Raw genomic sequence first — 23008 nt, 5'->3', positions numbered from 1 at the left:
AATGGAATTTAGTAATTTAGTCACTTACTTATGGAGAATAATTGCTATATTAATTGCTATAACAGTTCATGAATTTGCTCATGGTAAAATGGCAGAAATAGAAGGAGATATTACTCCAAGACTCTCAGGAAGATTGACTTTAAATCCTTTAGCTCATATAGATCCTATAGGTTTTTTGATGCTTCTTCTTTTTAGATTTGGATGGGCAAAGCCCGTGCCCGTAAATTTTGATAACCTGAGAAGAGGAGACAAAAGTGTCATACTTGTTTCTCTGGCGGGTCCACTTGCTAATTTCTCTCTTGCTTTTTTAGTAAGTATTTTCTGGAGGTTTGATTTACCTGTTCCTATAGGTTTTGTGAGCTTTTGTATAGAGCTTGCTATTCTCAATGTATTCTTAGGGATATTTAATCTGATTCCTATACCCCCTCTTGATGGTTCTCATATATTGGAGGCTCTTTTACCTTACAAGTACAAAAGATATTATCAGTCTATAGGTATTTATGGTGTACTCATATTGATGATTTTGATATTGACCAATGGATTGTATATAATAATTAGTCCTTTGTTAAATCTATTTCTATATCTTTTGGGATTACGATTTTAAAGGGAGGTTTTTGATGGATGAAGATCGGAAGAATACTTAGTGGAATGAGACCTACTGGTAAACTTCACTTAGGGCACCTTTTAGGGGTTTTAAAAAATTGGGTTGAGCTCCAAGATAGTTATGAGTGTTTCTTTGAGATTGCAGATTGGCATGCCTTAACTACTCATTACCGAGAGACCGAAGAGGTTGTGGAAAATGTGTTAAATATGATTTGCGATTGGCTTGCTGTTGGTATAGATCCTAAAAAATCTGTTATATTTAGGCAGTCTGACATAATAGAACATGCAGAACTTTTTTTATTATTTTCCATGATAGTGCCTCTTCCTTGGCTTGAAAGGAACCCTACTTATAAAGAGCAACTTCGTGAGATGGAAGGAAGAGATCTTATGACCTACGGTTTTTTGGGATATCCTGTGCTTCAAGCAGCTGATATATTAATCTATAGAGCAGACACAGTGCCTGTAGGAGAAGATCAACTTCCTCATTTGGAGCTTACAAGGGAGATAGCAAGAAGATTTAATTATTTTTATTCCCCTATATTTCCTGAACCACAAGCAAAGCTTTCAGAAGTTCCTGAGCTTGTAGGTATTGATGGTAGAAAGATGTCCAAAAGTTATGGAAATACTATTCCCTTAGACACAGAAGAAGAGGAGCTTAAGAAATTAGTAAGAAGTATGATTACTGATCCTGCAAGAATAAGAAAAAATGACCCAGGACATCCCGAGGTATGTACTGTGTTTGCTTATCACAAAATCTTTAACAAAGAAGAAATAGAAGAAATTGATTATGCATGTAGGAATGCTCAGATAGGATGTGTAGAATGTAAAATGAAGCTTGCAGAAAAGTTAAATCAATTTTTAGCTCCTATAAGGGAGAAAAGAAAAATTTATTCAAAGGATAGAGATCTTACTTGGAGTATTCTTCTCGAGGGAAATAAAAAAGCAAGGGAAGAGGCTCAGAAAACTATGGAGCTTGTAAGGGAGGCTATGAGAATTAAAATAACATGATAATAAATCCTTTCATTACTATAAAAGAAATGTTGCAGAGAGAGGTTGATATATCTCTCTTCCCTTTAAAAAATCTAGTAGATCAGTATTCTTCTCTTGGGGAGGAAAAGTGGAAAGATCTTGAGCTTACTACTTCTTTTCTGGATGTAACTTTAGAGCTTCTTGAAGGAAAAATTAGAAAACTTTTTAACAAAAAGGCAGATTTAAAAATAGAAGAGGAAGAAGAAGTATCATACTTTTACGATGATTCTTGGAGAGATTTGGTGGAGTATTTAAGAGAGAAGGAAGAAAGAAGTTTACTGATATTTAGAAGAGAGAAAAAAGAAGAAATCGAGCTTACGCCAGAAAAAAAGGTAAATATAGCTGAGATTTACTTTTTGTTTTTGGAAAAGAAAAATAGTCTTATCTTAAATCTTTCTTATCTTGACGAAGATTATGATTTAGACTTTGAGGAAAAATATAAGGAAATTTTGAGTAAAAAGGAAGGAAGATTTTCGGAGCTTATTAGAAAAAAGCCCCTATTGGATGCTATAGGTTATTTTCTTGTTTTGTGCGATATGAGCAATAAGAATGAAGTGATTTTAAAACAAGAAGAATTCTTGGGAGAGATATATTTTAAGGTGAAAATCTATGAAGGAAATAAAGCCAATAATTAAAAAGCAAATAGAGGCACTAATATTTGTAGCTGATAAGCCTCTTTATCCTCAAGAGATTGCAAAGATCTTGGAAATAACTGTGGAAGAAGTGGAGTATATTTTGCAGGAGCTTAAAAAGGAATATGAAGAAAGAGGAATTAACCTTTATAAGATAAATGGAGCTTATGAATTTGCCACCTCGCCCGATACAGCTTCTGCTTTATGGAGATATGTGTCAAGGAAGAGGGAAAGATTGTCTAAAGCTGCTCTTGAGGCTCTTGCTATAATTTATTACCATCAGCCTATAACTAAAGCTGAGATAGAGACCATAAGAGGGGCAAAAGTAGATAGTGTTTTGGGGATGCTCTTAGAGAAAAGGTTGGTAAAAATAGTGGGTAGGAAAGAAACCATAGGAAGGCCCTTTTTGTATGGCATAGGGGATGAGTTTTATAGGTATTTTTTTATTGAGGATGATGAAGAGTTAAGGAGATGATGGAAAGACTTCAAAAGTTTATATCAAGATCTGGAGTTACATCAAGAAGAAAAGCCGAAGAGTTAATTTTAGAGGGTAGGGTAAAGGTAAATGGGAAGGTAATTAGAACCCTTGGGGTTAAGATTGATCCAGAAAAAGATGTGGTAGAGGTAGATAACAAAATTATAAAACCCGAAAAAAAACTTTACATTGCTTTATATAAGCCCGTGGGATATTTATCCTCGCTATATGACCCCTTTGGTAGAAGAACCATAAAGGATCTTTTAAAAGATAAACTTTCTTCAAGGGTTTATCCTGTAGGTAGGTTAGATTTTGATAGCGAAGGGCTTTTGTTATGCACTAATGATGGAGAGATAGCTAATTTTGTTATTCATCCCCGATATAAAATTCCAAAGATTTATGAGGTCTTAGTCAATGGAATACCAAAAGAAGAGGAGTTGAAAAAATTTAGGGAAGGTGTTATTTTAGAGGAAGGGAAAACTCTTCCTGCAGAATTTGAGGTTGTTTGGAAGAATAGTAAAACAAAAAGATCTCTATTGAAGGTGGTTTTGTATCAAGGTTGGAAGAGACAGATAAGGAGGATGTTGGCGCTATTTGGATATGAGGTTTTAAAACTTAAGAGAATACAGATAGGAGAGATAAGGCTTGGTAATTTAAAACCAGGAGAATTTAGATTTTTGAATGATGAGGAAATAAAATGGTTGAAGAGTCTAAGACCTTAGGAGAAATTCTAAGAGAAGAGAGAGAAAAGAGAGGGCTCTCTTTAAGGGAAGTATCTGACTCTCTTAAAATAAGCTATAGATATCTTAAGGCCCTAGAAGATGATGAATATGATAAGGTGAATCTTGCTGAGATTTATAAGAAGGGTATTTTGAAGAAATATGTTAAATTTCTTGGGCTTTTTGAAGACGAAATATTTAAGATTTATACTGCTCAGTATAAGACAAAGATAGAAGAAAGTCTGCCTAAGCTTGCTAAGTCAGAAAGATGCTCTTGGAAATATGGGGTTTATTTGATTGTTATATTTATAATATTTTTGACCTTATTTTTGACGGCAAAGTTTAATCAACGCGAAACTCCCAAGAATGTTAGAACTGATATAAGAAATTATGAGTTAACTATGACAGAGACTTATACGGAGAGTAATAGTGAGGTTAATTTTACGCATACTTTTACTGATACTATAAAGGTTGTAGCTGTGGATAGAGTTTGGCTTAGAGTTAGTTATAACAACAATACTATTTATGAAGGAACCTTAAAAGAAGGTGATACTTTAACTTGGACTTATACCCCTCTTTATTTTCATATAGGTAATGCAGGAGGACTTGAAATATATTATAACGATAATAGCCTTGGAGTTTTGGGAAAGAAAGGAGAGGTTATAAAGATTAAGGTGCCATGAAAAAGGCTGGGGTTATACATTTGGGTTGTTCTAAGAATCAAGTAGATACCGAGGTACTTATGGGTTTTTTGAAAAACCTTGGATATACTTTTACTCCTCATTCTGAAGAGGCAGATCTTATTCTTGTAAATACTTGTGCTTTTATAAAGCCAGCGTGGCAAGAAGCAGAGGAAAATATTAGCCTATTAGAGAAATATAAAAAAATTAATGAGAATTTAAAGATTGTAGTTGTGGGTTGTTATGTGGAAAGATTTAAAGAAGAGTTAGAAAATAAATACCCTTTTGTAGATCTTTTCATAGGTCCTGGAGAATATGAAAAATTTGTTTCCCTAATAACCTCTAATGGAAAAAGGGGAATTTATTCTTCTCCTGCTTCTTCTTTTATCTATAACCACAAAATGCCGAGAATTTTAATTTCTCCTAATTTCTGGGTATATGTAAAAATTGCTGAGGGCTGTAATAACTTTTGTAGTTACTGTACTATACCTTTTATTCGTGGAAGACTTAGAAGTAGAAGCATAGAAGATATTGTTAAAGAGATAGAAATCTGGATAGGAAAAGGGGTAAAAGAGGTAAATCTTATTGCTCAAGATACCACGAGATATGGAGAAGATTTATATGGAAGACCATCCTTAGTTGATTTATTGAGAAATATTGAAAAAATAAGAGGTGATTTCTATGTGAGAATTTTATATTCTTACCCTTCTCGAATAAGTGAGAAACTTATTGAAGCTATAAAAAATTCTGAAAAAGTTGTTCCATATTTTGATATTCCTATTCAGCATGTAAGTGATGTGATATTGAAGAGGATGAATAGGAGTTATAAAAAAGATGATATCATAAAATTATGGCATAGAATAAAGGAAAACTTTGAAAATGCTGTTATAAGAACTACAGTAATGGTTGGTTTTCCTGGAGAAACAGAGGAAAATTTTGAGGAGCTTATTGACTTTATAAAAAAATATCCTTTTGATAGATTAGGTGCTTTTATTTACTACAATGAGAATGGAACAATTTCTAAGGGTTTTGAAAACCAAGTAGATGAGGATGAAAAATTGAGAAGATATGAAATTTTAATGGAAACTCAGAAAAAGATATCTAAAAAACTAAATGCTAAACTTTTAGGGAAGGAATTTGATGTAATAATTGAGGATGAAAAAGGAAAATATTTTGTGGGTAGAAGTTGGAGAGAAGCTCCCGAGGTAGATGGATTAATAATGATACCCAAAGAAAAAGAAAAAACTCTTAAGATTGGAAGTAAGGTGAGGGTAAAAATAAAGAAGTACAGATCCTATGATCTTCTTGGGGAGTTGGTATGAATTTACCTAATATTTTAACAATTATAAGAATATTTATGGTCTTTCCTATAGTTTTACTCATGGATGTGAACCCTTTAGCTTCTGGTTTATTATTTATTCTTGCTATATTTACCGATTATTTGGATGGAGAAATAGCAAGAAAATACAATAAGGTTTCGGATTTAGGTAAATTTCTTGATCCTCTTGCCGATAAAATCCTTGTATTAGGGATTCTAACTTACTTTGTTTGGTTAAGATATTTTTCACCTTGGATTGTTATTCTTATTCTTTTTAGAGAGTTTATGATTACAGGCTTGAGACTTTCTCTTGTTCAAAGAGGCATCATTCTTCCAGCTTTAAAGTCAGGAAAATTAAAGACCCTTTTTCAGGATATAAGTATCTTATTCTACTTATGGAATTTACCCTTTAAATATTTACTATTAATTATATCCTTAATTCTTACCTTATATTCTGGTTTTTATTATTTTTACAAATATGGCAAAAAGATCTTCTGATAAAAATACAAACTATAAAAGACTATTCATAGCTATAGAATTTGAGGATAGCGTTAAAGAACACATTTATAAATTTCAAAAAGAATTAAAGGCTTCTATAATAGGGGATATAAAGTGGGTTGAGAAGGAAAATTTCCATTTAACCATTAGATTTCTTGGAGAAACCCCTGAATCTTTGATTGAGGATGTCAAGAGTATTTTGGAAGAAGTTTCTAATTATGTTGATCCCTTTTATATTTCTCTTGAGGGGTTTGGTGCTTTTCCTTCTTTGAAAAGTCCAAGGGTTTTGTGGATTGGAATAGAAGAGGGATTAGAAGAGTTAGAAAAGATTTTTGATTTTATTGAGAAGAGATTAGTTAAAAAAGGACTAAAAAAAGAAGATAAACCATTTTCGCCCCATTTAACCTTAGGTAGAGTTAAGGATAAAGACATTAAAATTTTGAAAGAGAGTTCTTTTTCTAAACAAGTAGTCTTTGTTAATAGTATCACTCTCTTTGAAAGCAGATTAACCTCTCAGGGCCCCATATATACTCCTATTTACAAGGTTAGTTTTGGTAAAAAATAACGAAATTTTGCAAAAATTCTCTAAATACTGCAAAACACAGAGAAATATTGAGAATATTTGCTAAAAATTTCAAACTCTGTTCATTTTCTCTGGAAAAATTGTTGTCAAAAGGTTATATTAGTGATAAAATTTGTTTCGTAAAAAATTTCAACGAAAGGAGGCGGGACCCAAGGTGAAAATAACAGGGAAATCTCTTGGAAGACATATTTTGGCTGAAATGTATAATTGCAACAGAGAGATTTTAAACGATGTGGAGAAGATTAAAGAAATTATGGTTAGAGCCGCAATAGAGGCAGGAGCAGAAGTAGTGGAAGTTGTATTTCATAAATTTAGTCCCTATGGTGTAAGTGGAGTTGTAGTAATATCTGAGTCCCATCTTGCAATTCATACTTGGCCTGAGTACGGATTTGCAGCAGCTGATCTTTTCACCTGTGGAGATCATGTAAATCCTTGGAAAGCTTTCGAGTATTTGAATAATTATTTGCAGGCTGAACAGTTCATTACTTTTGAGGCAAAAAGAGGTATTTTGCCTATAGAGGCTGGTAATTTCACTTATAAACCAGAAAGTGTAAAAGAGGAGGAAAAAGAAACTGTAGGTTGACTGGTATAATATTTTTGAATGAAGAAGGTGAAATATAAAAATGGATGCTTATTGGATTATTGAGAAAAATCATCCCAGTGAGATACATTGGCATGGAGTAAGTAGGTTTTACTATACAGGGGTATCTCCCTTTCAAAAGATAGAGATTATTGAAAGCACTTTCTATGGAAAATGTCTTGTATTAGATGGAAGGATTCAATCCAGTGAGAAAGATGAGTTTATCTATCATGAGGCATTAGTGCATCCTGCCTTGCTATTGAATAGAGCTGCTAATAAGAAAGTGTTGATAATGGGTGGAGGAGAGGGGGCTACCCTGAGGGAAGTTTTGCGGCATAAAGATGTAACAGAAGCTATTATGGTTGACATAGATGGGGAAGTAGTAGAGGTGTCAAAAAAATATTTACCTGAATGGCACCAAGGAGCCTTTGATGATCCAAGGACAAGATTGTATATAACTGATGCAAGAGAATTTGTAGAAAAGTCCAAGGAAAAGTATGATGTAATAGTAAGTGATCTTTCAGAGCCTATGGAGGGTAGCCCTGCAGTAAAACTTTTTACCTTTGAATTTTACCACATTATAAAGGATCATTTGAAGGAAGATGGCATATTTGTAATGCAAGCTGGTACAACTCATCATCTCAAAATAGCTTTTCATTCTGCCATGAATTCTACTTTACGTAGGGTGTTTAAGATAGTAAGATCTTATCAAGCCTATGTACCAGCATATGACTTTATTTGGAGTTTTATCTGGGCAAGTGATAAAATAGATCCAAAAGATTTTAGTGAGGAAGAGATAAATAGCTTGTTAAAATCCAAGAATTTAGCAAATTTAAAGTTTTATGATGGAGAAACCCACAAAATGATGTTCTCTCTTCCAAAACACCTTAGAGAACTAATAGAAAGAGAGGAGAGAGTAGCTTATGATAACGCTCCTCTATATGCAGTAGAGGATTAAAAAGGAGGTTTTTATGTTTTGTTGTGAGGATTGTCCATATTATAAAGAGTGTCTAAATCATAAGGTAGGATGTTGCTCTAAATGTCCTCACTACAATGAATGTTATGATGTTAAAGAAGGCTATAATTCGGAGGGGTAAGATATGGCAAAACCAAGATCTAAGAAAGAGAAGAGGGAAAGAGCTATTAGAATAGTTGCTGCTGTTGTAGCTGTGTTTTTCCTTTTAAGTATCTTTATAATCTGGGGTATGTATTTTATTGGTAGATAATGAGATCTTCCCTTTCTTTTGTTGGCTTTATGGGAAGTGGGAAAACTAGCATAGGGAAGAGGATTTCCCTTTTTTTTAATATTCCTTTTTTGGATTTAGACGAGTATATAGAAAAAAAATTAAAAAAATCCATCTCTGATATATTTATAGAAAAAGGAGAAGAGTATTTCAGAAATATCGAAACAGAGTCTTTAAGAGAAGCTTTTTCTCTTTATCCTAAGATAGTCCTTTCCACAGGAGGAGGAGTTGTTCTTAGAGAGGAAAATAGAAGGATTTTAAGAGAAAAAAGTAAAGTTATATATCTAAAAGGAGAATTTGAAAATTTGATGAAACATTTAGAAAACAAAGAAGAACATGAGAAGAGACCTCTTTTAAAGAAAGGAAGAGAAGAATTATACAATTTGTGGAAAAAGAGACTACCTTTATATGAATCCTGCGCAGATATTATTGTTGAAGTAGATAATAAAGATATAGATGAAATAACTTTTGAGATTATTGAGAGGTTAAGAGATGATTAAAGTATTAGTTTTACATGGTCCTAATTTAAATCTTTTGGGGGTAAGAGAGCCAAATATTTATGGGAGAGTAGATTTTCAAACTCTTAATAATTTAATATTACAAAAGGCAAAAGAAAGAGAAATAGAGGTAGAAATAAAACAGTCCAATTTTGAAGGACAACTTATAGATTGGATTCAAGAGTATAGAGATTGGGCAGATGCCATAATTATAAATCCAGGAGCCTTAACCCATTATAGTTATTCCTTAAGAGATGCTTTATTGGCCTTTGGAAAACCTGTAATAGAAGTCCATATAAGTAATATTTATAAAAGGGAAGAATTCCGTCATCATTCCGTTATAGCTCCTGTTGCTTTAGGGCAGATATCAGGCTTTGGAGTTAATAGTTATTTATTAGCCTTAGAAGCTATTTTTTTGTATTTTAATAAATAAATATGGACAAAAAAGAAAGATTTATTCCTTACCATAGAGCTTATAGGAAGTTTCCCTCCATAGGTAGGAACTTTATATTTTATCTTCTTCTATTAGTGTTACCCTTTGAAATAATTCTTTTCCTTATTCTCTCCAGGATGTAAAAATAGTAAAGATTGATGGTATTTTAAAAGATATATACATCTTAGATTTTCCTGGAAAGTATCCTTATCTATTTTCTTTCTTCTTTTTCCATCAAAATTTCCATATAATATAAAAATCTTTTCAGAACTTTATATGAATACTCAAATTGGAGTTTGGATTTTTATTCCGATAATTATGGGTATAGCTTTAATTCCAATTCCATCTAGTTTTTTAACAAAGTTTCTAATTGTTTTTCTCACTCTATCTTATTCTATTATTTTTGGATCCATTAGATATGCTTTTTTCATGCATACTCTTTTAAATTTTTCCTATATTTTCTCTGCTCCTCTTTATTTTATTTTTGGCCCCTTTATAGATTTTAGCTATGTTGTTGGCACGTACTCTTTTTATGTGGGTATTATAGCTAAAAAATTGCAGAAAACTGAAGAGGCATGGAAATGGATATATTAATACTTCTCTATATGCTCTCAGGCACTTTTTGTTTACACTTAATAGAGCTTTTGGAGAACAGAGACTTGGATATCAGGATATTATAGATTCAGATTTACCTTATGTAAGTGTACTCATTCCAATGCATAATGAAGAAAAGGTAGCAGAGAATGTTTTAAACGCCTTGCTTAATACAGATTATCCTAAGGATAGAATAGAAATTATTCCTATAGATGATAATTCTACTGATAGAACAAGAGAAATATTAGAAGATTATAGCAGTAAGTATCCTCATCTTATTAAGCCTTTATATAGAGGATCTTATCTTCCAAGAGGAAAACCGTCGGCCCTTAATGATGCTTTAAAAGTAGCAGAAGGGGAAATTATTATTGTTTTTGATGCGGATTATATTCCTCCCAAAGGGATTATTAGAGATCTTGCTGTTTCTTTCTTAGATCCCGAAGTAGGAGTAGTAATGGGAAGAGTAGTACCTTTAAATATATCTAAGAATCTTCTTACAAGACTCTTTGATCTTGAAAGAATTGGAGGATATCAGGTAGATCAACAGGCAAGATATAATTTAAAGCTTATTCCTCAATTTGGAGGTACAGTAGGAGGATTTAGAAAAGAGCTAATCTTAAAATTGGGTGGTTTTAATCCCAAAATTCTTGCAGAAGATACTGAATTAACAATTAAGGCATATATTAATGGGGTAAAAGTTTGTTATACGAATAGAGCAGAATGTTATGAAGAAGCACCAGAAACATGGGAAGTGAGAGCAAAGCAGATAAGAAGGTGGTCTCGCGGCCATAATCAAGTTATGTTCAGATATTTATTACCACTTATCAAATCTCCTTATCTTTCTTTAAGAGAAAAGGTTGACGGTGTATTTCTCCTTTGTGTATACTTAATTTCCCCTCTTTTTCTTATTGGATTGGTAGATTCTATTGTTCTTTTCTTCTTAGGAGAAATGCAGATTTTAGGTAGTAGTTTTTTTATTTTTCTTTCTGCATATAATACCTTTGGAAATTTTGCTCCTTTTTATGAAATTGGATTAGGAGCTCTCCTCGATGGAGCAACTTATAGGATATTTCTTTTGCCACTACTACTTTTCAATTTTTTCTTCAATATGTGGTATTCCTCTTTAGGTTTTTTTGATTCAGTATTGGATTTAATTACTAGAAGAGATCCTGTTTGGCATAAAACTGAAAGATTTAGAAATGGGGGAGATGTAAATTGCTGCTCATAACCCTTATTTTTCTTTTATTTCTCCTATTTCCTTTCCTGCCAAGTATAAAAGAATATCTCAATCCTAGAGATATTTTGCCTTTGCCAATTGATTTTAATTATTCCAGAAATCCTAGGTATTTTTCCGAGTCTTTTAAGAGAAAATTGCATGAGGCAATAAAAATTGAGGATGTCTTAAAAGCATTGGACGGGACAGGAATTTTGGATTTTCATGGTGAAGATATTAAAATCTACCATATAGATAGCATTCCTTCTGAAATGGAGCTAAATAAAATTATATATATGTTGGGCGATTTAAAAACAGGAGAAAATGTGACTATAAAGGGGAATGTTTTCTCTCAAGGTAAAGTAGTTTTGGAAAATAATTCTGAAATTGGAGAAAAAGGAAAAATAAAATCGGCTATAGGGAAAAAGGGGATACATATTAAAGGAAAAGTAAAGGTATATGGTTATATGATGACAGAAGGAGAGGATAAAGTAAATTGAAAAAGTTTTTGGTCTTTTTGTTTTTAATTCTTGTAGTTATATTTTTATTTTCCTTTAAAAATCTTTTGGAAATATATTCTCTATGGGGAAAAGATTTTGCAGTATTGATTGTTTATAATCCCAACTTTCTTAAAGAACATTCTTATATAATGAATGCTTATAGAAGTGTTTTGGAGGAAGAAGGTGTTATTTATAAAGAAGTGAGTATTTTTAATTTAATCACTTTTGATCCTAAAATAGTTGCAGACTTTAAGAAAATAATTATATTTCCTAATGGTTTAAATCAGTATTTGCCGAAAGAAGCAGGGCCATGGGTAAGGAACTATCTTTCTTATGGAGGAAATATTTTTGTGAGTTATGATGCAGGGATAAAAGATTTCAAAAATGAATATCTTGAAAAGGCTTTGTTTTCTGAATTTGTGGGAGCAAATTATATCACATATAAAAAATATAAGGTTTCCTGTTTCACCTTAGGATACTTATATATAGATAAAACTCGGAAAGAATTTTTAGAGATACCAGATGGTAAGTTAGAAAAAGAAAATCTTTTAGGGGGTTATGCTTATGGAAATCTTGAATGTCCTATAGTTAGAGTAGAGGAAGAAAAAGATATTAAAGAGAATGAAATTTATGCGCTGACAATTTCTCAAGATGGAAAAAATATCCTGGAATTATAATAAGAAATTATAGCCGTGGGAAAGTGATGTATGTAAATCTTCCCTTGGGACACCTGAAGGCTTATGCTGATGATTTTCCTATTAGAACCTTTTTAAGAGTTTTTCTCTTTAAGATTTTGAAAATTCCTCATCTTTTAAATACTCCATATGGAATAGGTGGGATTGTGATAAACTGGCATGTGGATTCAAGTATTGATTGGAAAAGTATTCCTTATATGCTACAGAATAATTATCTAAGAAAAGGAATTGAATATTCTATTCATATAACTGCGGGAGATTTTAGAGATAAACAAGGAGATAAGTTGGGGTTTGATGCTTGTGGAGAAGGTAAAAAATATGTAAAAATGATTCTTAATTTTGGAGTTATAGGTTCCCATGGTGGGGGACACATAACTTCTTTTCAGATAATATCCTGAAAGGAATTTTTGGAGAAAAGGAAATTTACGAGTATATTTTGAGGAACAATGAGTGTTTGGAAAATATAACAAACTATAAGATTTTAGAATATTCTGCTCCTAACGGTGTACATCCTCAGCCTATAACCACAAAAGTTTTAGAAAAATTAGGCATGCTTTGCTATTATTATACAGGAGATAATGGATCCTCTCCTAATAGAACTTTTATAAATGGTAAAATGGTGTCTCATAAAGTTATAGCTTTTCCAATATCTTCATTTGGTAAGTATGCTTCTTTTTTGAAAATGAAAAAAGGTGGGAAAACCGAGGATGAGGTTAAGAGATGGCTCTTTTCAATTGTATATTATGTGGTTAAAAATCGCACTTTGAGACTTATATATTCACATCCGTATGATATTCCTTTATATCCTAATGCTCTTAGAGAATTTTGGGATTATGTAAACACTTTGAAAAATAAAGGTATTATTCAAGTAAAACCCATGTCATACTTTGCTACTTTGCTTCTTAGATTTCTGAATACTAAATATAGTATTAACTTTTCTAACAAGAGAATAACTATAGTAAACAAAGAAGGTTTAGAAGGTATAACTCTTGCCCTTCCTAAGGATTTTGTTATAAAAGATCTTCCCTATGGAGTTACTCTGAAAGAAGAGGAAGGTTATCAATATATTACTATTACGAAAGCCTTTTCTGCTAATAAGCTTGACATCTTTTTTAATTAAGTAGAAGCGGGTTAATAGATAAATTAACTACTAGATTTATTTTGTGGTAAGTTTTTAGTACTACTAAAGACTGTCTTTTTTACTCATCTAAGATTTTTAGGACAAATCTTCTTTTATAGTTGACAAATCCCCTAAATATATCTATAATTAATATAGATAAACTAATCATATCTATTAATAAATCATAATCCAGTAAGATCTTATCGACGTAGTAACTTTAAACTCCCTTTTAAACCAATAAAGGAGGTGACACTTATGATTAGGAATTATTTGGACAAGATTAATGTGGCATTTCTTAGCACTTATCCTCCTCGAGCATGTGGACTTGCAACTTTTACAGAGGATCTTATAAAGGAGATTGATAAAATAGCCCCCTTATATAATCCCTATGTAGACACCTCGGTGATTGCTGTAAGTGACGATAAGTATAATTATGATACTAAGGTTATTAAAGAAATAAATCAATTCAATAAAGCAGATTATTTTGAACTTGCTCAATATCTTAATGACTCTGATATTGACCTTTTAGTAATACAACATGAGTATGGGATTTTTGGAGGAGAAAGTGGCGAATATCTTTTAGATTTAATTTATCACTTAAAGATACCTTTTATTACTGTGCTTCATACGGTTTTAATAAATCCCAGTGATAAACAAAAGTATGTTTTGAAGGAAATTGGAAAATATTCTACAAGGGTTGTTACTATGGCTAAAAATACCATTGAACTTTTAGAAAACATTTATGACATTGATAGGAGGAAAATAGTACATATTCCTCATGGAGTGCCATATATATACTATGGTGAAAGGGAAAATCTTAAAAAAGAACTTGGATTAGAAGGAAAAATAGTAGTAAGTACTTTTGGTTTAATAGGACCTGGAAAGGGGCTTGAATATGGCATTGAGGCAATAGCAAAACTGAAGAATGAATTTCCTAATATAGTTTACCTAATTTTAGGTAGAACTCATCCTGGAATTGTGAAAAATGAAGGTGAATCTTATAGAGAAAAATTGTTAAAAATGGTAGAGAACTTAGGAGTGAAAGAGAATGTCTTATTTGTGAATAGATATTTGACCCAGGAAGAAATTCTCAAGTATCTACAAGCGTCAGATATCTACATGACTCCCTATCTTAATAAAGAGCAAGCAGTTAGTGGAACTTTAAGTTACGCTCTTTCTTGCGGGAGAGTTATTGTATCTACTGCTTACAGATATGCTGAGGAACTTTTGGCTGATGGTAGAGGTATTTTAGTAGACTTTAGAGATTCAGAAGGAATTTACAGAGCTATAAGAGATGTATTAAATAATGAGGAGAAAAGAAAAGAAATAGAAAGAAAGGCTTTTAAGTATGGTAAAAGCATGTGGTGGAATGTAGTTGCAGAAAAATACATAACACTCTTCCATGAAGTAATCTTGGAAAAAAATGCAGAAATTGGGGGGTGGAAGAAATGGAGCTTTTCTACCCTAGAGTTGACCACCTATTCCGATTAACTGATGATACAGGTATTTTGCAACATTCAAAATTTGGTGTGCCTGATCCACGTTTTGGATATACTACTGATGATAATTCAAGAGCTCTAATTGTAGCAATAATGCTATACAAAAATTATCATGAAAAGAGATATTTAGATCTTATTTATAAGTATAGTTCCTTCCTTTTGAATGCTCAGACAGACAAGGGAAACTTTAGGAATTTTATGTCCTATGAGAGAAGGTTTTTAGAAGAAGAGGGTTCAGAAGATTGTTTTGGTAGGACCTTATGGGGATTGGGTTTTGGTATAGCCTCAAAGGAAATCCCAATAGGGGTAAGGAATTTACATAGGGAACTATTTATAAAAGCCCTAAAATACATAGAAAATCTAAGGTCTCCTCGGAGTAAAGCTTATACTATTTTAGGCCTTTATTATGCGCAAAAGGATTTATCTCTAAGTAGTCTCAAACTTATAGATTACATAGATCAACTTGCAAAATCCTTAGTAAGACAATTTAGAGAAAATAATGACTCTTCTTGGAGATGGTTTGAAGATATAATGGCATATAGCAATGCTATACTTCCCCTGTCTTTATTGGTTGCTTATAAAGTTTTGAAGAATGAGAATTTTAAAGAAGTTGCCATTGATAGTATGGAGTTTTTAGAAGGAATAGTATTTAGATATGGATATTTCAAACCTATTGGATGTAATGGCTGGTATGTAAGGGGAGGAAAGATAGCTGAATTTGATGAACAACCTATTGAGGCAAGTGAAATGATTCTTCTTTATAGAGAGGCTTATGAACAATTTAAAGATGTAAAATATATAAACAAAGCAAAAGAAACCTTTATGTGGTTTCATGGAAGGAATTCAAAGGGGGTAAGTATGATTGATGTGGAAAGTGGGGGTTGCTTTGATGGTATAAATGAATATGGTGTTAATCTTAATCAGGGTGCAGAAAGTATTTTATCTTATCTTATTTCCTATTTAACCATAAAAGAAATAGTTAATCTCAAAGAAGAAATTGCTGTATCTTAACCTGAAACAATTCCTTTAATGGCAAGCTCCAAATCTGAAGGATTTGGACTTGCCATTAAAGCTTCATTAGCATCTATTATATTGGCTCTATATAGTTCTAAGAGATGCTGATTAAAGGATTGCATTCCTTCTAATCTTCCTTCTTCTATAATCTTAGGAATTTCTGAGAGTTTATTTTCTCTGATCCATTTCCTTACTGTAGAGGTACCTATTAACACTTCACATGCAGGGACAAGCCCTGTTTTATCCTTTCTTTTTAATAGTCTCTGAGATATGACCCCTACAAGGGTACTTGCTAATTGATATCTTACTTGATTTTGTTGATAAGGAGGAAACATATCTACAATTCTTGAAATAGTAGAAACGGCATCTATAGTATGAAGTGTACTAAGTACTAAGTGTCCTGTTTCTGCAGCTTGAAGGGCTACCGATACACTTTCCAAATCTCTCAATTCTCCTACCATTATTATGTTGGGATCTTCTCTTAAAGCCATTTTAAGAGCTGCATAGAAAGAGCTTGTGTCAATTCCTATTTCTCTTTGAGAGATAAGAGATAATTTATCAGTAAATACATACTCTATAGGATCCTCAATAGTTATTATATTTAGGCTTTCATTTTGGTTAAGGTATTCTATCATGGCGGCAAGAGTTGTAGATTTACCGCTTCCTGATGGTCCTGTAACTAATATTAATCCTGCCTTTTTAGTGGCAAGGTTCTTTAATATAGTGGGAAGCCCTAATTCCTCTATAGAAGGGATGTTTAATTTAATAAGTCTCATAGATATAGCTATGGTTTGTCTCTGGGTGTAGACATTGACTCTAAACCTAACTAGTCCTTTTTTCTCATAAGGAAAGTCTATTTCTTTATTCTTTAGAAAGATATCTCTTACTGCAGGAGGCATTATGCTGAAAGCTAAATTTTCAACCTCTTCTGGGGTTAGAGGCTCTTCCTTAAGAAAGACAATATCTTTCATAATTCTTACTGCTGGAGGAGTTCCAGCTTTCAAATGAATATCTGATGCCTCTAAACTTAATGCAAGGTTTATTATCTTTTCAAACCTCTCTGGTTTTATTTTTAATCCCCCCTATCGGTTATTTTGTTTAGTCCCTCCAAAATTTTCTTATTTACTTCTAATTTTACCATTTTTTCTGCAACTTTTAATGCATTTTTTATGGCTTTAGCCTTTGATCTTCCGTGAGATATGATTACAGTTCCATCTACTCCTAAAAGAGGAGCTCCTCCAAATTCACTATAATCGAGCTTCTTTTTTACATTTTTGAATTTTGGCTTTAATAATAGTCCTAAAATGATACTCCAGAGAGAGCTCTTAATCTCAGAAGAAAGAAGGTCAAATAGGGTTTCAGCTACTCCTTCGGCGGTTTTGATAGCCACATTTCCTACAAAACCATCACAGACAATCACATTGGCTGTCCCCTTAAAGAGGTCTTTCCCTTCAACATTTCCTATAAAATTAAATAGGGGATTATTCTTAAGAAGGGTATATGTTTCTTGTACTAATTGGTTTCCTTTTCCTTCCTCTTCTCCTATATTTAAAAGGGCTATTTTAGGGTTTTTTACGTTAAAAATCTCTTCCATATATACTTTACCCATAAGGGCAAATTGCTCTAAATATTCTTTTTTGCAATCTACATTTGCTCCTATATCAAGGATTATTGAAGGAATCTGAGTTAATGTGGGAATAAGAGTTGATATAGCAGGTCTTTTAATTCCCCTTATTCTTCCTAAATATAGTAAAGCACTACTCATTACAGCTCCTGTATTTCCTGCGGAGACTACACCATCTACTTTTTTTTCTTTTAGTAATTTTATAGCTTTTACTATAGAAGAATCCTCTTTTTCTTTTACTGCAAAAGCAGGATGTTCATGCATTTCTATTACTTCTTCCGCATGGACAATCTCTATTTTACTTTCATTATAATGATAGTCTTGGAGAATTTTTTTAATCTCTTCTTCTTTACCTACAAGAACCACAGAAATATTGCTTTCTTTAATTGCCTCTAAGGCACCTTTTACCGTTTCTATAGGTGCGTAATCTCCACCCATGGCATCTAAAGCTATCTTCATATCTTAAAGTCCTCCTCTTTTAGCTTATTTTTTAATTCTAGACTTTTTTTGTAGACCTCTTTTTTAGGTATATTATACAATTTTGAAACCTTATATATAGCCTCTTTCAAAGAAATATTGTGCTTTACAATTTGATCTATTAATAGAGCCTCTATAGAGAAAGAGACTTCCCTTTCCATATTGTCCTCCCATGAGACTATCACTGTGTATTCTCCTTTTTCCTTATAAGGATCATTGTTTATTTCTTCGATTACCTTTTTTATCTCTCCATAATAAGTTTTTTCAAACTTCTTAGTAAGTTCTCTGCATATACATACAGTAGAATTAGAGAAGATTTCTCTTATAATATTTAGAGTTTTAATTATCCTTTTAGGAGATTCGTATATTATGAAAGTATTAATTTTGCTTTTTTTAATCTCTCTAAGTTTATTTACCTTTTTGTTTTCTTCTTTTGGAAGAAAACCTAAGAAGAGAAATTCATTAAGAGGAAGCCCTGAAACAGAGAGTGATGCGGTAAGGGATGATGGACCTGGAATAGGTATGACCTCAATATTTTTTTCTCTCACAGCTTTTACTATTTTATATCCTGGATCTGAAATACATGGGGTTCCAGCGTCAGAGACAAGAGCAATGTCCATATTTTTATTTAGTAGAAAGTCAAGAAAAAGCTCTATTCTTTTTTCTTCGTTGTATTTATGGTAAGAGATCAAAATTTTGTCTTGAATATTATAAGTTTTAAGAAGAATTGAGGTATGTCTTGTATCCTCAGCAGCTATCACAGGACATGCTTTAAGAGTTTCTATAGCTCTAAGGGTTATGTCTCTCAAATTGCCTATTGGGGTTGCTACCACATATAATTTACCCATGAGTAAATTATATAAACTTTTTTCTACTTGGCAAATATTTTTAGGTGAAGTAAAATAACTACTAATGAAGAGCATGACTGCTTCAGCATTTAGAGAATTATCTATTGATAGCCTTAATTTTTTCTTAGAAGTTAAAGGCTATAATCATAGATTTTTGGAGATTAAAATAAATCTTCCTGATACTCTATCATCAATTGAGAAAGAGATTGCAAGAGAGATTAAAAAGTTTGTAAAGAGAGGTTTTATCTTATTTTCTATTAAGATAACTAAAGACCATTTAACTAATTATAAAATTAATGTTCCTTTGATAATGAATATTCTTGAGGAGATTGGAAGAATAACGGGAAAGGAAGAGAATATTTGGGATTGGAAGGAAATACTTGCTAATCCGCAGATTTTTTATGTAGAAAACAGATTTTTCAGAGACGAGGATTTTTCAAACTTATTGACTGAGACTAAAATTCTTCTTGAAGAATTTAATAGAATAAGAGAAGAGGAAGGAAAAAGCATATTTGAGGCTTTAGAAAGGAGTCTTGATAAGATAGAAAGTTTACTTTTTTTAATTAAAAAAGAAGAGGGAAAATGGCAAAAAGAAGCAAAAGAATTTTTGGAGAGAAAATTGAAGGAGTTTAATTTTAAGGATATAGACGAGAATAGGTTATATCAGGAGCTCTCTTTATTACTTATGAAAACAGATATAAATGAAGAGATTATAAGAATAGAAGAATTTGTTCGAAGATTTAAGAATGAAATGAAAAAGGAAGAATCAATAGGCAAAACTCTTGAGTTTATAGTCCAAGAAATACATAGAGAAGTTAATACTCTTTCTAGTAAGACAGCTAAAACTTCTGTTATGTTTTATGCGGTAGACATTAAAAATGAGCTTGAAAAAATTCGTGAATTAATATTAAATGTTGAATAGGAAGGAGAGGGTTTAGATGAAACTCATAAATATAGGTTTTGGTAATATGGTAGTTAGTTCTCGTATTGTAGCTATTATTAGTCCTGATTCTGCGCCTATAAAAAGATTTTTATCTGACGCCAAAACTAGAAATGAACTTATAGACGCTACTTATGGTAGAAAAACAAGGGCAGTGTTAGTTCTTGATAGCGGGCATATAGTTTTATCTGCTTTACATCCTGAAACTATTGCAGCAAGAATAGAAGGTGGAGATAAAGAAGAGGAGAGCTCATAGATGTTTAGGGGAAATCTTTTTGTTTTATCAGGACCATCGGGAGTTGGAAAAGACGCAATCTTGGAAAGGGTTTTAAGAATTGTACCCAATCTTGTTAAATCCATCTCTTATACCACAAGGCCTAAAAGACCAGGTGAAGAAGATGGTAAAAACTATTTCTTTGTAAATGAAGAGAAATTTAAAGAAATGATCGATAAAGAAGAGTTTTTGGAATGGGCAGTGGTTCATGGATATCTTTATGGAACTCCTAAAAAAATGGTTGAAGACTATATTAGTAAGGGTGTAGATGTAATATTAAAAATAGATGTACAGGGAGGAATTAATGTAAAGAGAATTTTTAGTGATGCAAAGTTAGTTTTTGTTTTGCCTCCTGATTTTAATGAGCTAAAAAGGAGACTTATAAATAGAGAAACCGAAGATTTACAAGATTTAAATATACGTCTAAAAAATGCCCCTCTTGAAATTTCTAAGATTTCTTATTATGATTATGCTGTTGTAAATGATAATTTGGATGAAGCAGTAGATGTAGTAAGGTGTATTATATATGCTGAAAGACATAGACTGTGCAAAGAAAAAGTAGAACATTTTTTAAGAATCTTTGGAGGTGTAAAAGATGAAGGAAGTAAATATTGATACACTTATTTCTAAAATACCTAACAAATATGTTTTGACTGTTGTAATATCAAAAAGAGCAAGGCAACTTTTTGAGGAGTTAAAGTTTTTGAAAACTATCGCGAGGGATCCTCTAATCCTTGCTATGGAAGAGATTGCTCAGGAGAAAATTGCTTATGGAGAAGGAGATGATTTAGAAGATTAGAAAGTTTAGTGAAAGCGAGTAAAGTAGTACTTTTTGACACATATATTCCAGAAAAGGATTTTTTGTATTACTCTATTCCTGATGAATTTATTTCATTAGTTGATATTGGAAAGGCGGTTATTGTACCTCTTAAAAAATCCAAGAAATTAGGGTATATTTGGGATATTGTAGAAATTGAAGATCCTAAATTTGAGGTGTATCCAATTCTTAGCGTATTAGAAAATATACCGCCTATTTCTAAATCTCTTATAACTCTTGTGAATTGGATAAGCAATTATTATTCTAACTCCCTATATAAAACTGCAAATTATATATTTCCATCAGGTGTTGAATTAGAAATTGATCGTTATTTAAAAGCAAAAGATGTGGCGGTAGATATGTCTAAGAAACAGGAAAAAGTATTTTTGGCTTTAGTTGAAAGTGAGATAGAGGAAAAAAAATTAAAGAAAGAGTTAAAAATTTCTGAAAATATTATAAAAAGTCTACTTAAGAAAGGAGCTATTGAGGAAAGATTTGAAATAAAACTGAAGGAGAAAAAGCCAAGAAAACATGTGTATTTGAGTGAAAAGAAGGGGGATTCGTGGGGAAGTTTTCTTATAGAGAGGAAAATTCTGGATTTAATGCAAAAACCTCTTCTTTTATTTGTTGAAGCAAGAGAGGAAAGGTGGAAGATTTATCATGAGATAATGAAACATATTTATCAAAAAGGGAAAAGTGTGCTTTTTGTTTTTCCTACTATCAAAAGTTTGATTCAATTTGGAGATTTTCTCTCTCAATATGTACCTTTTTCTATATATTTTTATCACAGTTTTCTTACTGAGGCTCAGGCTTATTCTGTTTTTAAGACCACTAATACGGAGCAATCTGTGGTTTTAAGTACAAGTAAAGGTCTATTTTTGCCCTTTAAAGACCTTGGATTGATAATAGTAGATCAGGAAGAAAATGAATTTTACAATATGCGTGAGAAGGAACCAAGATATGATACAGTAGTTGTGGCCTTAAAAAGGGCTCAGTTAGAGGGAATACCTATAGTCTTAGGTAGTAGTTCTCCTTCAATAGCATCCTTTTATAGAGCTATAAATTATAAGGATTTGGAGCTTTACAGAAAACCTCTCTTAAATAGACCTCAGATTACAGTAGTTGATTTGAGAAGAGAAAAAACCCATGATATCCTTGATTTTTATTCTTTAAGAAAGACCGAGGAAAACCTCAAGAATAAAAAAAAGGTTTTTATCTTATTGAATAGGCTTGGATATTCTCCCTATGTTCAATGTCAGGATTGTGGTTACATATTTATGTGTCCTCATTGTAAATCTTCACTTGTTTATCACTTAGAGGAAAGAATTATGAAGTGTCACTATTGTGGGTTTGAGATGTTGCCTCCTGAAAGATGTCCAGTTTGTGAAGGATACAGTTTTATACAAAGCGGAATCGGGACGGAAAAATTGTATCGCTATATTGTCAATACGTATAGATGGGCAAAAGTCTTAAGGGTTGACAGTGAGATAGAATTACAAGATGAGACTTTGATTCATGAAGCGGATATAATAGTAGGTACAAGGTTGATAGAACCTTGGCTTGACGATAATGGAATTGGGCTTTTGATTATATATAATTTAGATAATTTCTTGCATATTCCTGATTTTGCAAGTCCTGAAAAGACTTTCAATATGATGAAGAGAATAGTTGGTATGTATAAAGGAAAAGAGATAATAATTAGAACTTATAATCCTTCTCATTATGTAGTGAAAGCTTTAAAAATCAATTCCTTTGGGGATTTTCTGAATAGAGAACTTTCTAATAGGAAGTCTTTGAATTATCCTCCTTTTTCTAAGATTCATCAAATACTTCTGGAGGATATAGATGAGAGGGAGATATTAGAAGAAGGAGGTAGGATTGTTGAGGAGATAAGGAGTAATTTTGTTACTTTGGATGTTCTTGGACCTGCACCATATTTTCCTTATTTTATTAGGGATAAATACAGATATCAGATTATAATAAAAGATAAGGAAGGTTTAATAGATGGTGCTTTTTTGCGAGAGATATGTGAAAAAAGTAAAGCTCCATTTTCAAACTTGAGATTTATAATTAATATAGATATGGAAGAAATTCTAACATGA

29 protein-coding genes are annotated in these 23008 nt (G+C 32.1%); 26 read left to right on the top strand and 3 right to left on the bottom strand.

Features of this window, described 5'->3' with window-relative positions; translation table 11 throughout:
• Position 1 precedes the first annotated feature (1 nt).
• The 21 genes from ACP5QL_RS00495 to ACP5QL_RS00395 all read left to right on the top strand — a co-directional run bounded on the left by ACP5QL_RS00495 (position 2) and on the right by ACP5QL_RS00395 (position 15923).
• Entirely contained in the window at positions 2 to 604 is a 603-nt protein-coding gene (locus ACP5QL_RS00495) for a site-2 protease family protein (RefSeq protein WP_012583822.1), read from the top strand.
• Positions 605 to 621: 17 nt separating this feature from the next.
• The gene (trpS, locus tag ACP5QL_RS00490) at positions 622 to 1611 is read left to right on the top strand and encodes a tryptophan--tRNA ligase (RefSeq protein ID WP_012583821.1); all 990 of its coding nucleotides are present in this window, start codon (positions 622 to 624) and stop codon (positions 1609 to 1611) included.
• Positions 1608 to 2267, top strand: coding sequence for a rifampin ADP-ribosyl transferase (locus tag ACP5QL_RS00485; RefSeq protein ID WP_012583820.1), 660 nt, complete (start codon positions 1608 to 1610; stop codon positions 2265 to 2267). The genes trpS and ACP5QL_RS00485 overlap by 4 nt, the downstream gene beginning before the upstream one ends.
• Entirely contained in the window at positions 2242 to 2739 is a 498-nt protein-coding gene (gene scpB, locus ACP5QL_RS00480; RefSeq protein ID WP_012583819.1) for an SMC-Scp complex subunit ScpB, read from the top strand. Before ACP5QL_RS00485 ends, scpB begins: the two co-directional genes overlap by 26 nt.
• Positions 2739 to 3461 carry a pseudouridine synthase gene (locus tag ACP5QL_RS00475; RefSeq protein ID WP_164931095.1) on the top strand — a complete coding sequence of 241 codons (723 nt, stop codon included), beginning with the start codon at positions 2739 to 2741 and terminating at the stop codon, positions 3459 to 3461. Before scpB ends, ACP5QL_RS00475 begins: the two co-directional genes overlap by 1 nt.
• A complete protein-coding gene (locus ACP5QL_RS00470) occupies positions 3437 to 4141 on the top strand; it encodes a helix-turn-helix domain-containing protein (protein WP_012583817.1) in 705 nt (234 codons plus the stop codon). Before ACP5QL_RS00475 ends, ACP5QL_RS00470 begins: the two co-directional genes overlap by 25 nt.
• The gene (gene rimO, locus ACP5QL_RS00465; RefSeq protein ID WP_012583816.1) at positions 4138 to 5460 is read left to right on the top strand and encodes a 30S ribosomal protein S12 methylthiotransferase RimO; all 1323 of its coding nucleotides are present in this window, start codon (positions 4138 to 4140) and stop codon (positions 5458 to 5460) included. The genes ACP5QL_RS00470 and rimO overlap by 4 nt, the downstream gene beginning before the upstream one ends.
• Entirely contained in the window at positions 5457 to 5954 is a 498-nt protein-coding gene (pgsA, locus tag ACP5QL_RS00460) for a CDP-diacylglycerol--glycerol-3-phosphate 3-phosphatidyltransferase (RefSeq protein ID WP_012583815.1), read from the top strand. Before rimO ends, pgsA begins: the two co-directional genes overlap by 4 nt.
• A complete protein-coding gene (thpR, locus tag ACP5QL_RS00455; protein WP_012583814.1) occupies positions 5935 to 6519 on the top strand; it encodes an RNA 2',3'-cyclic phosphodiesterase in 585 nt (194 codons plus the stop codon). The genes pgsA and thpR overlap by 20 nt, the downstream gene beginning before the upstream one ends.
• Before the next feature lie 172 nt (positions 6520 to 6691).
• Complete coding sequence (gene speD / locus ACP5QL_RS00450; RefSeq protein WP_012583813.1) at positions 6692 to 7120, top strand: adenosylmethionine decarboxylase; 429 nt, start codon at positions 6692 to 6694, stop codon at positions 7118 to 7120.
• Between the two features lie 40 nt (positions 7121 to 7160).
• A complete protein-coding gene (gene speE / locus ACP5QL_RS00445; protein WP_012583812.1) occupies positions 7161 to 8075 on the top strand; it encodes a polyamine aminopropyltransferase in 915 nt (304 codons plus the stop codon).
• Positions 8076 to 8217: 142 nt separating this feature from the next.
• Entirely contained in the window at positions 8218 to 8343 is a 126-nt protein-coding gene (locus ACP5QL_RS00440) for a hypothetical protein (protein ID WP_012583810.1), read from the top strand.
• Entirely contained in the window at positions 8343 to 8861 is a 519-nt protein-coding gene (locus ACP5QL_RS00435) for a shikimate kinase (protein ID WP_012583809.1), read from the top strand. The genes ACP5QL_RS00440 and ACP5QL_RS00435 overlap by 1 nt, the downstream gene beginning before the upstream one ends.
• On the top strand, positions 8854 to 9291 hold the full coding sequence (aroQ, locus tag ACP5QL_RS00430; protein WP_012583808.1) for a type II 3-dehydroquinate dehydratase: 438 nt from the start codon (positions 8854 to 8856) through the stop codon (positions 9289 to 9291). Before ACP5QL_RS00435 ends, aroQ begins: the two co-directional genes overlap by 8 nt.
• A gap of 622 nt (positions 9292 to 9913) precedes the next feature.
• On the top strand, positions 9914 to 11113 hold the full coding sequence (locus ACP5QL_RS00425) for a glycosyltransferase (RefSeq protein WP_428124895.1): 1200 nt from the start codon (positions 9914 to 9916) through the stop codon (positions 11111 to 11113).
• Between the two features lie 74 nt (positions 11114 to 11187).
• Positions 11188 to 11598, top strand: a complete 411-nt coding sequence (locus tag ACP5QL_RS00420) for a hypothetical protein (RefSeq protein WP_428124894.1) — start codon at positions 11188 to 11190, stop codon at positions 11596 to 11598.
• Positions 11595 to 12275: a hypothetical protein gene (locus ACP5QL_RS00415; RefSeq protein ID WP_428124893.1), complete on the top strand. Its 681-nt coding sequence runs from the start codon at positions 11595 to 11597 to the stop codon at positions 12273 to 12275. The genes ACP5QL_RS00420 and ACP5QL_RS00415 overlap by 4 nt, the downstream gene beginning before the upstream one ends.
• A gap of 26 nt (positions 12276 to 12301) precedes the next feature.
• Positions 12302 to 12691, top strand: a complete 390-nt coding sequence (locus ACP5QL_RS00410) for a hypothetical protein (protein ID WP_273333393.1) — start codon at positions 12302 to 12304, stop codon at positions 12689 to 12691.
• A gap of 56 nt (positions 12692 to 12747) precedes the next feature.
• The gene (locus ACP5QL_RS00405) at positions 12748 to 13413 is read left to right on the top strand and encodes a hypothetical protein (RefSeq protein WP_428124892.1); all 666 of its coding nucleotides are present in this window, start codon (positions 12748 to 12750) and stop codon (positions 13411 to 13413) included.
• A 255-nt stretch (positions 13414 to 13668) separates the two neighbouring features.
• On the top strand, positions 13669 to 14904 hold the full coding sequence (locus ACP5QL_RS00400) for a glycosyltransferase family 4 protein (RefSeq protein ID WP_428124891.1): 1236 nt from the start codon (positions 13669 to 13671) through the stop codon (positions 14902 to 14904).
• Positions 14862 to 15923, top strand: coding sequence for a glycosyltransferase (locus ACP5QL_RS00395; RefSeq protein WP_428124890.1), 1062 nt, complete (start codon positions 14862 to 14864; stop codon positions 15921 to 15923). Before ACP5QL_RS00400 ends, ACP5QL_RS00395 begins: the two co-directional genes overlap by 43 nt.
• Here ACP5QL_RS00395 and ACP5QL_RS00390 read toward each other — a convergent pair.
• From ACP5QL_RS00390 to rsmI, 3 genes are read right to left on the bottom strand one after another with little or no spacing between them, the layout of a single operon-like run.
• Entirely contained in the window at positions 15920 to 16969 is a 1050-nt protein-coding gene (locus tag ACP5QL_RS00390; RefSeq protein WP_428125132.1) for a type IV pilus twitching motility protein PilT, read from the bottom strand. The two genes, ACP5QL_RS00395 and ACP5QL_RS00390, sit on opposite strands and share 4 nt — an antisense overlap.
• A gap of 29 nt (positions 16970 to 16998) precedes the next feature.
• The gene (gene plsX, locus ACP5QL_RS00385; protein WP_012583799.1) at positions 16999 to 18009 is read right to left on the bottom strand and encodes a phosphate acyltransferase PlsX; all 1011 of its coding nucleotides are present in this window, start codon (positions 18007 to 18009) and stop codon (positions 16999 to 17001) included.
• Positions 18006 to 18875 carry a 16S rRNA (cytidine(1402)-2'-O)-methyltransferase gene (gene rsmI / locus ACP5QL_RS00380; protein ID WP_273333396.1) on the bottom strand — a complete coding sequence of 290 codons (870 nt, stop codon included), beginning with the start codon at positions 18873 to 18875 and terminating at the stop codon, positions 18006 to 18008. Before rsmI ends, plsX begins: the two co-directional genes overlap by 4 nt.
• A gap of 64 nt (positions 18876 to 18939) precedes the next feature.
• Here rsmI and ACP5QL_RS00375 point away from each other — a divergent pair, with 64 nt between their 5' ends.
• From ACP5QL_RS00375 to priA, 5 genes are read left to right on the top strand one after another with little or no spacing between them, the layout of a single operon-like run.
• Positions 18940 to 19797 (top strand): endoribonuclease YicC domain-containing protein, encoded by an 858-nt coding sequence (locus ACP5QL_RS00375; RefSeq protein ID WP_164931024.1) that lies wholly within the window; start codon positions 18940 to 18942, stop codon positions 19795 to 19797.
• A gap of 16 nt (positions 19798 to 19813) precedes the next feature.
• A complete protein-coding gene (locus tag ACP5QL_RS00370; protein WP_012583796.1) occupies positions 19814 to 20071 on the top strand; it encodes a DUF370 domain-containing protein in 258 nt (85 codons plus the stop codon).
• Positions 20072 to 20704 carry a guanylate kinase gene (gene gmk, locus ACP5QL_RS00365; protein WP_012583795.1) on the top strand — a complete coding sequence of 211 codons (633 nt, stop codon included), beginning with the start codon at positions 20072 to 20074 and terminating at the stop codon, positions 20702 to 20704.
• Complete coding sequence (gene rpoZ, locus ACP5QL_RS00360; protein WP_012583794.1) at positions 20685 to 20888, top strand: DNA-directed RNA polymerase subunit omega; 204 nt, start codon at positions 20685 to 20687, stop codon at positions 20886 to 20888. Before gmk ends, rpoZ begins: the two co-directional genes overlap by 20 nt.
• A gap of 8 nt (positions 20889 to 20896) precedes the next feature.
• Positions 20897 to 23008, top strand: coding sequence for a replication restart helicase PriA (gene priA, locus ACP5QL_RS00355; RefSeq protein WP_428124889.1), 2112 nt, complete (start codon positions 20897 to 20899; stop codon positions 23006 to 23008).

Source organism: Dictyoglomus sp., assembly GCF_049968615.1.
GTDB lineage: Bacteria > Dictyoglomota > Dictyoglomia > Dictyoglomales > Dictyoglomaceae > Dictyoglomus > Dictyoglomus turgidum.
The sequence above is the reverse complement of the archived record's forward strand: the minus strand, read 5'-3'. Positions and strand labels throughout refer to the sequence as shown.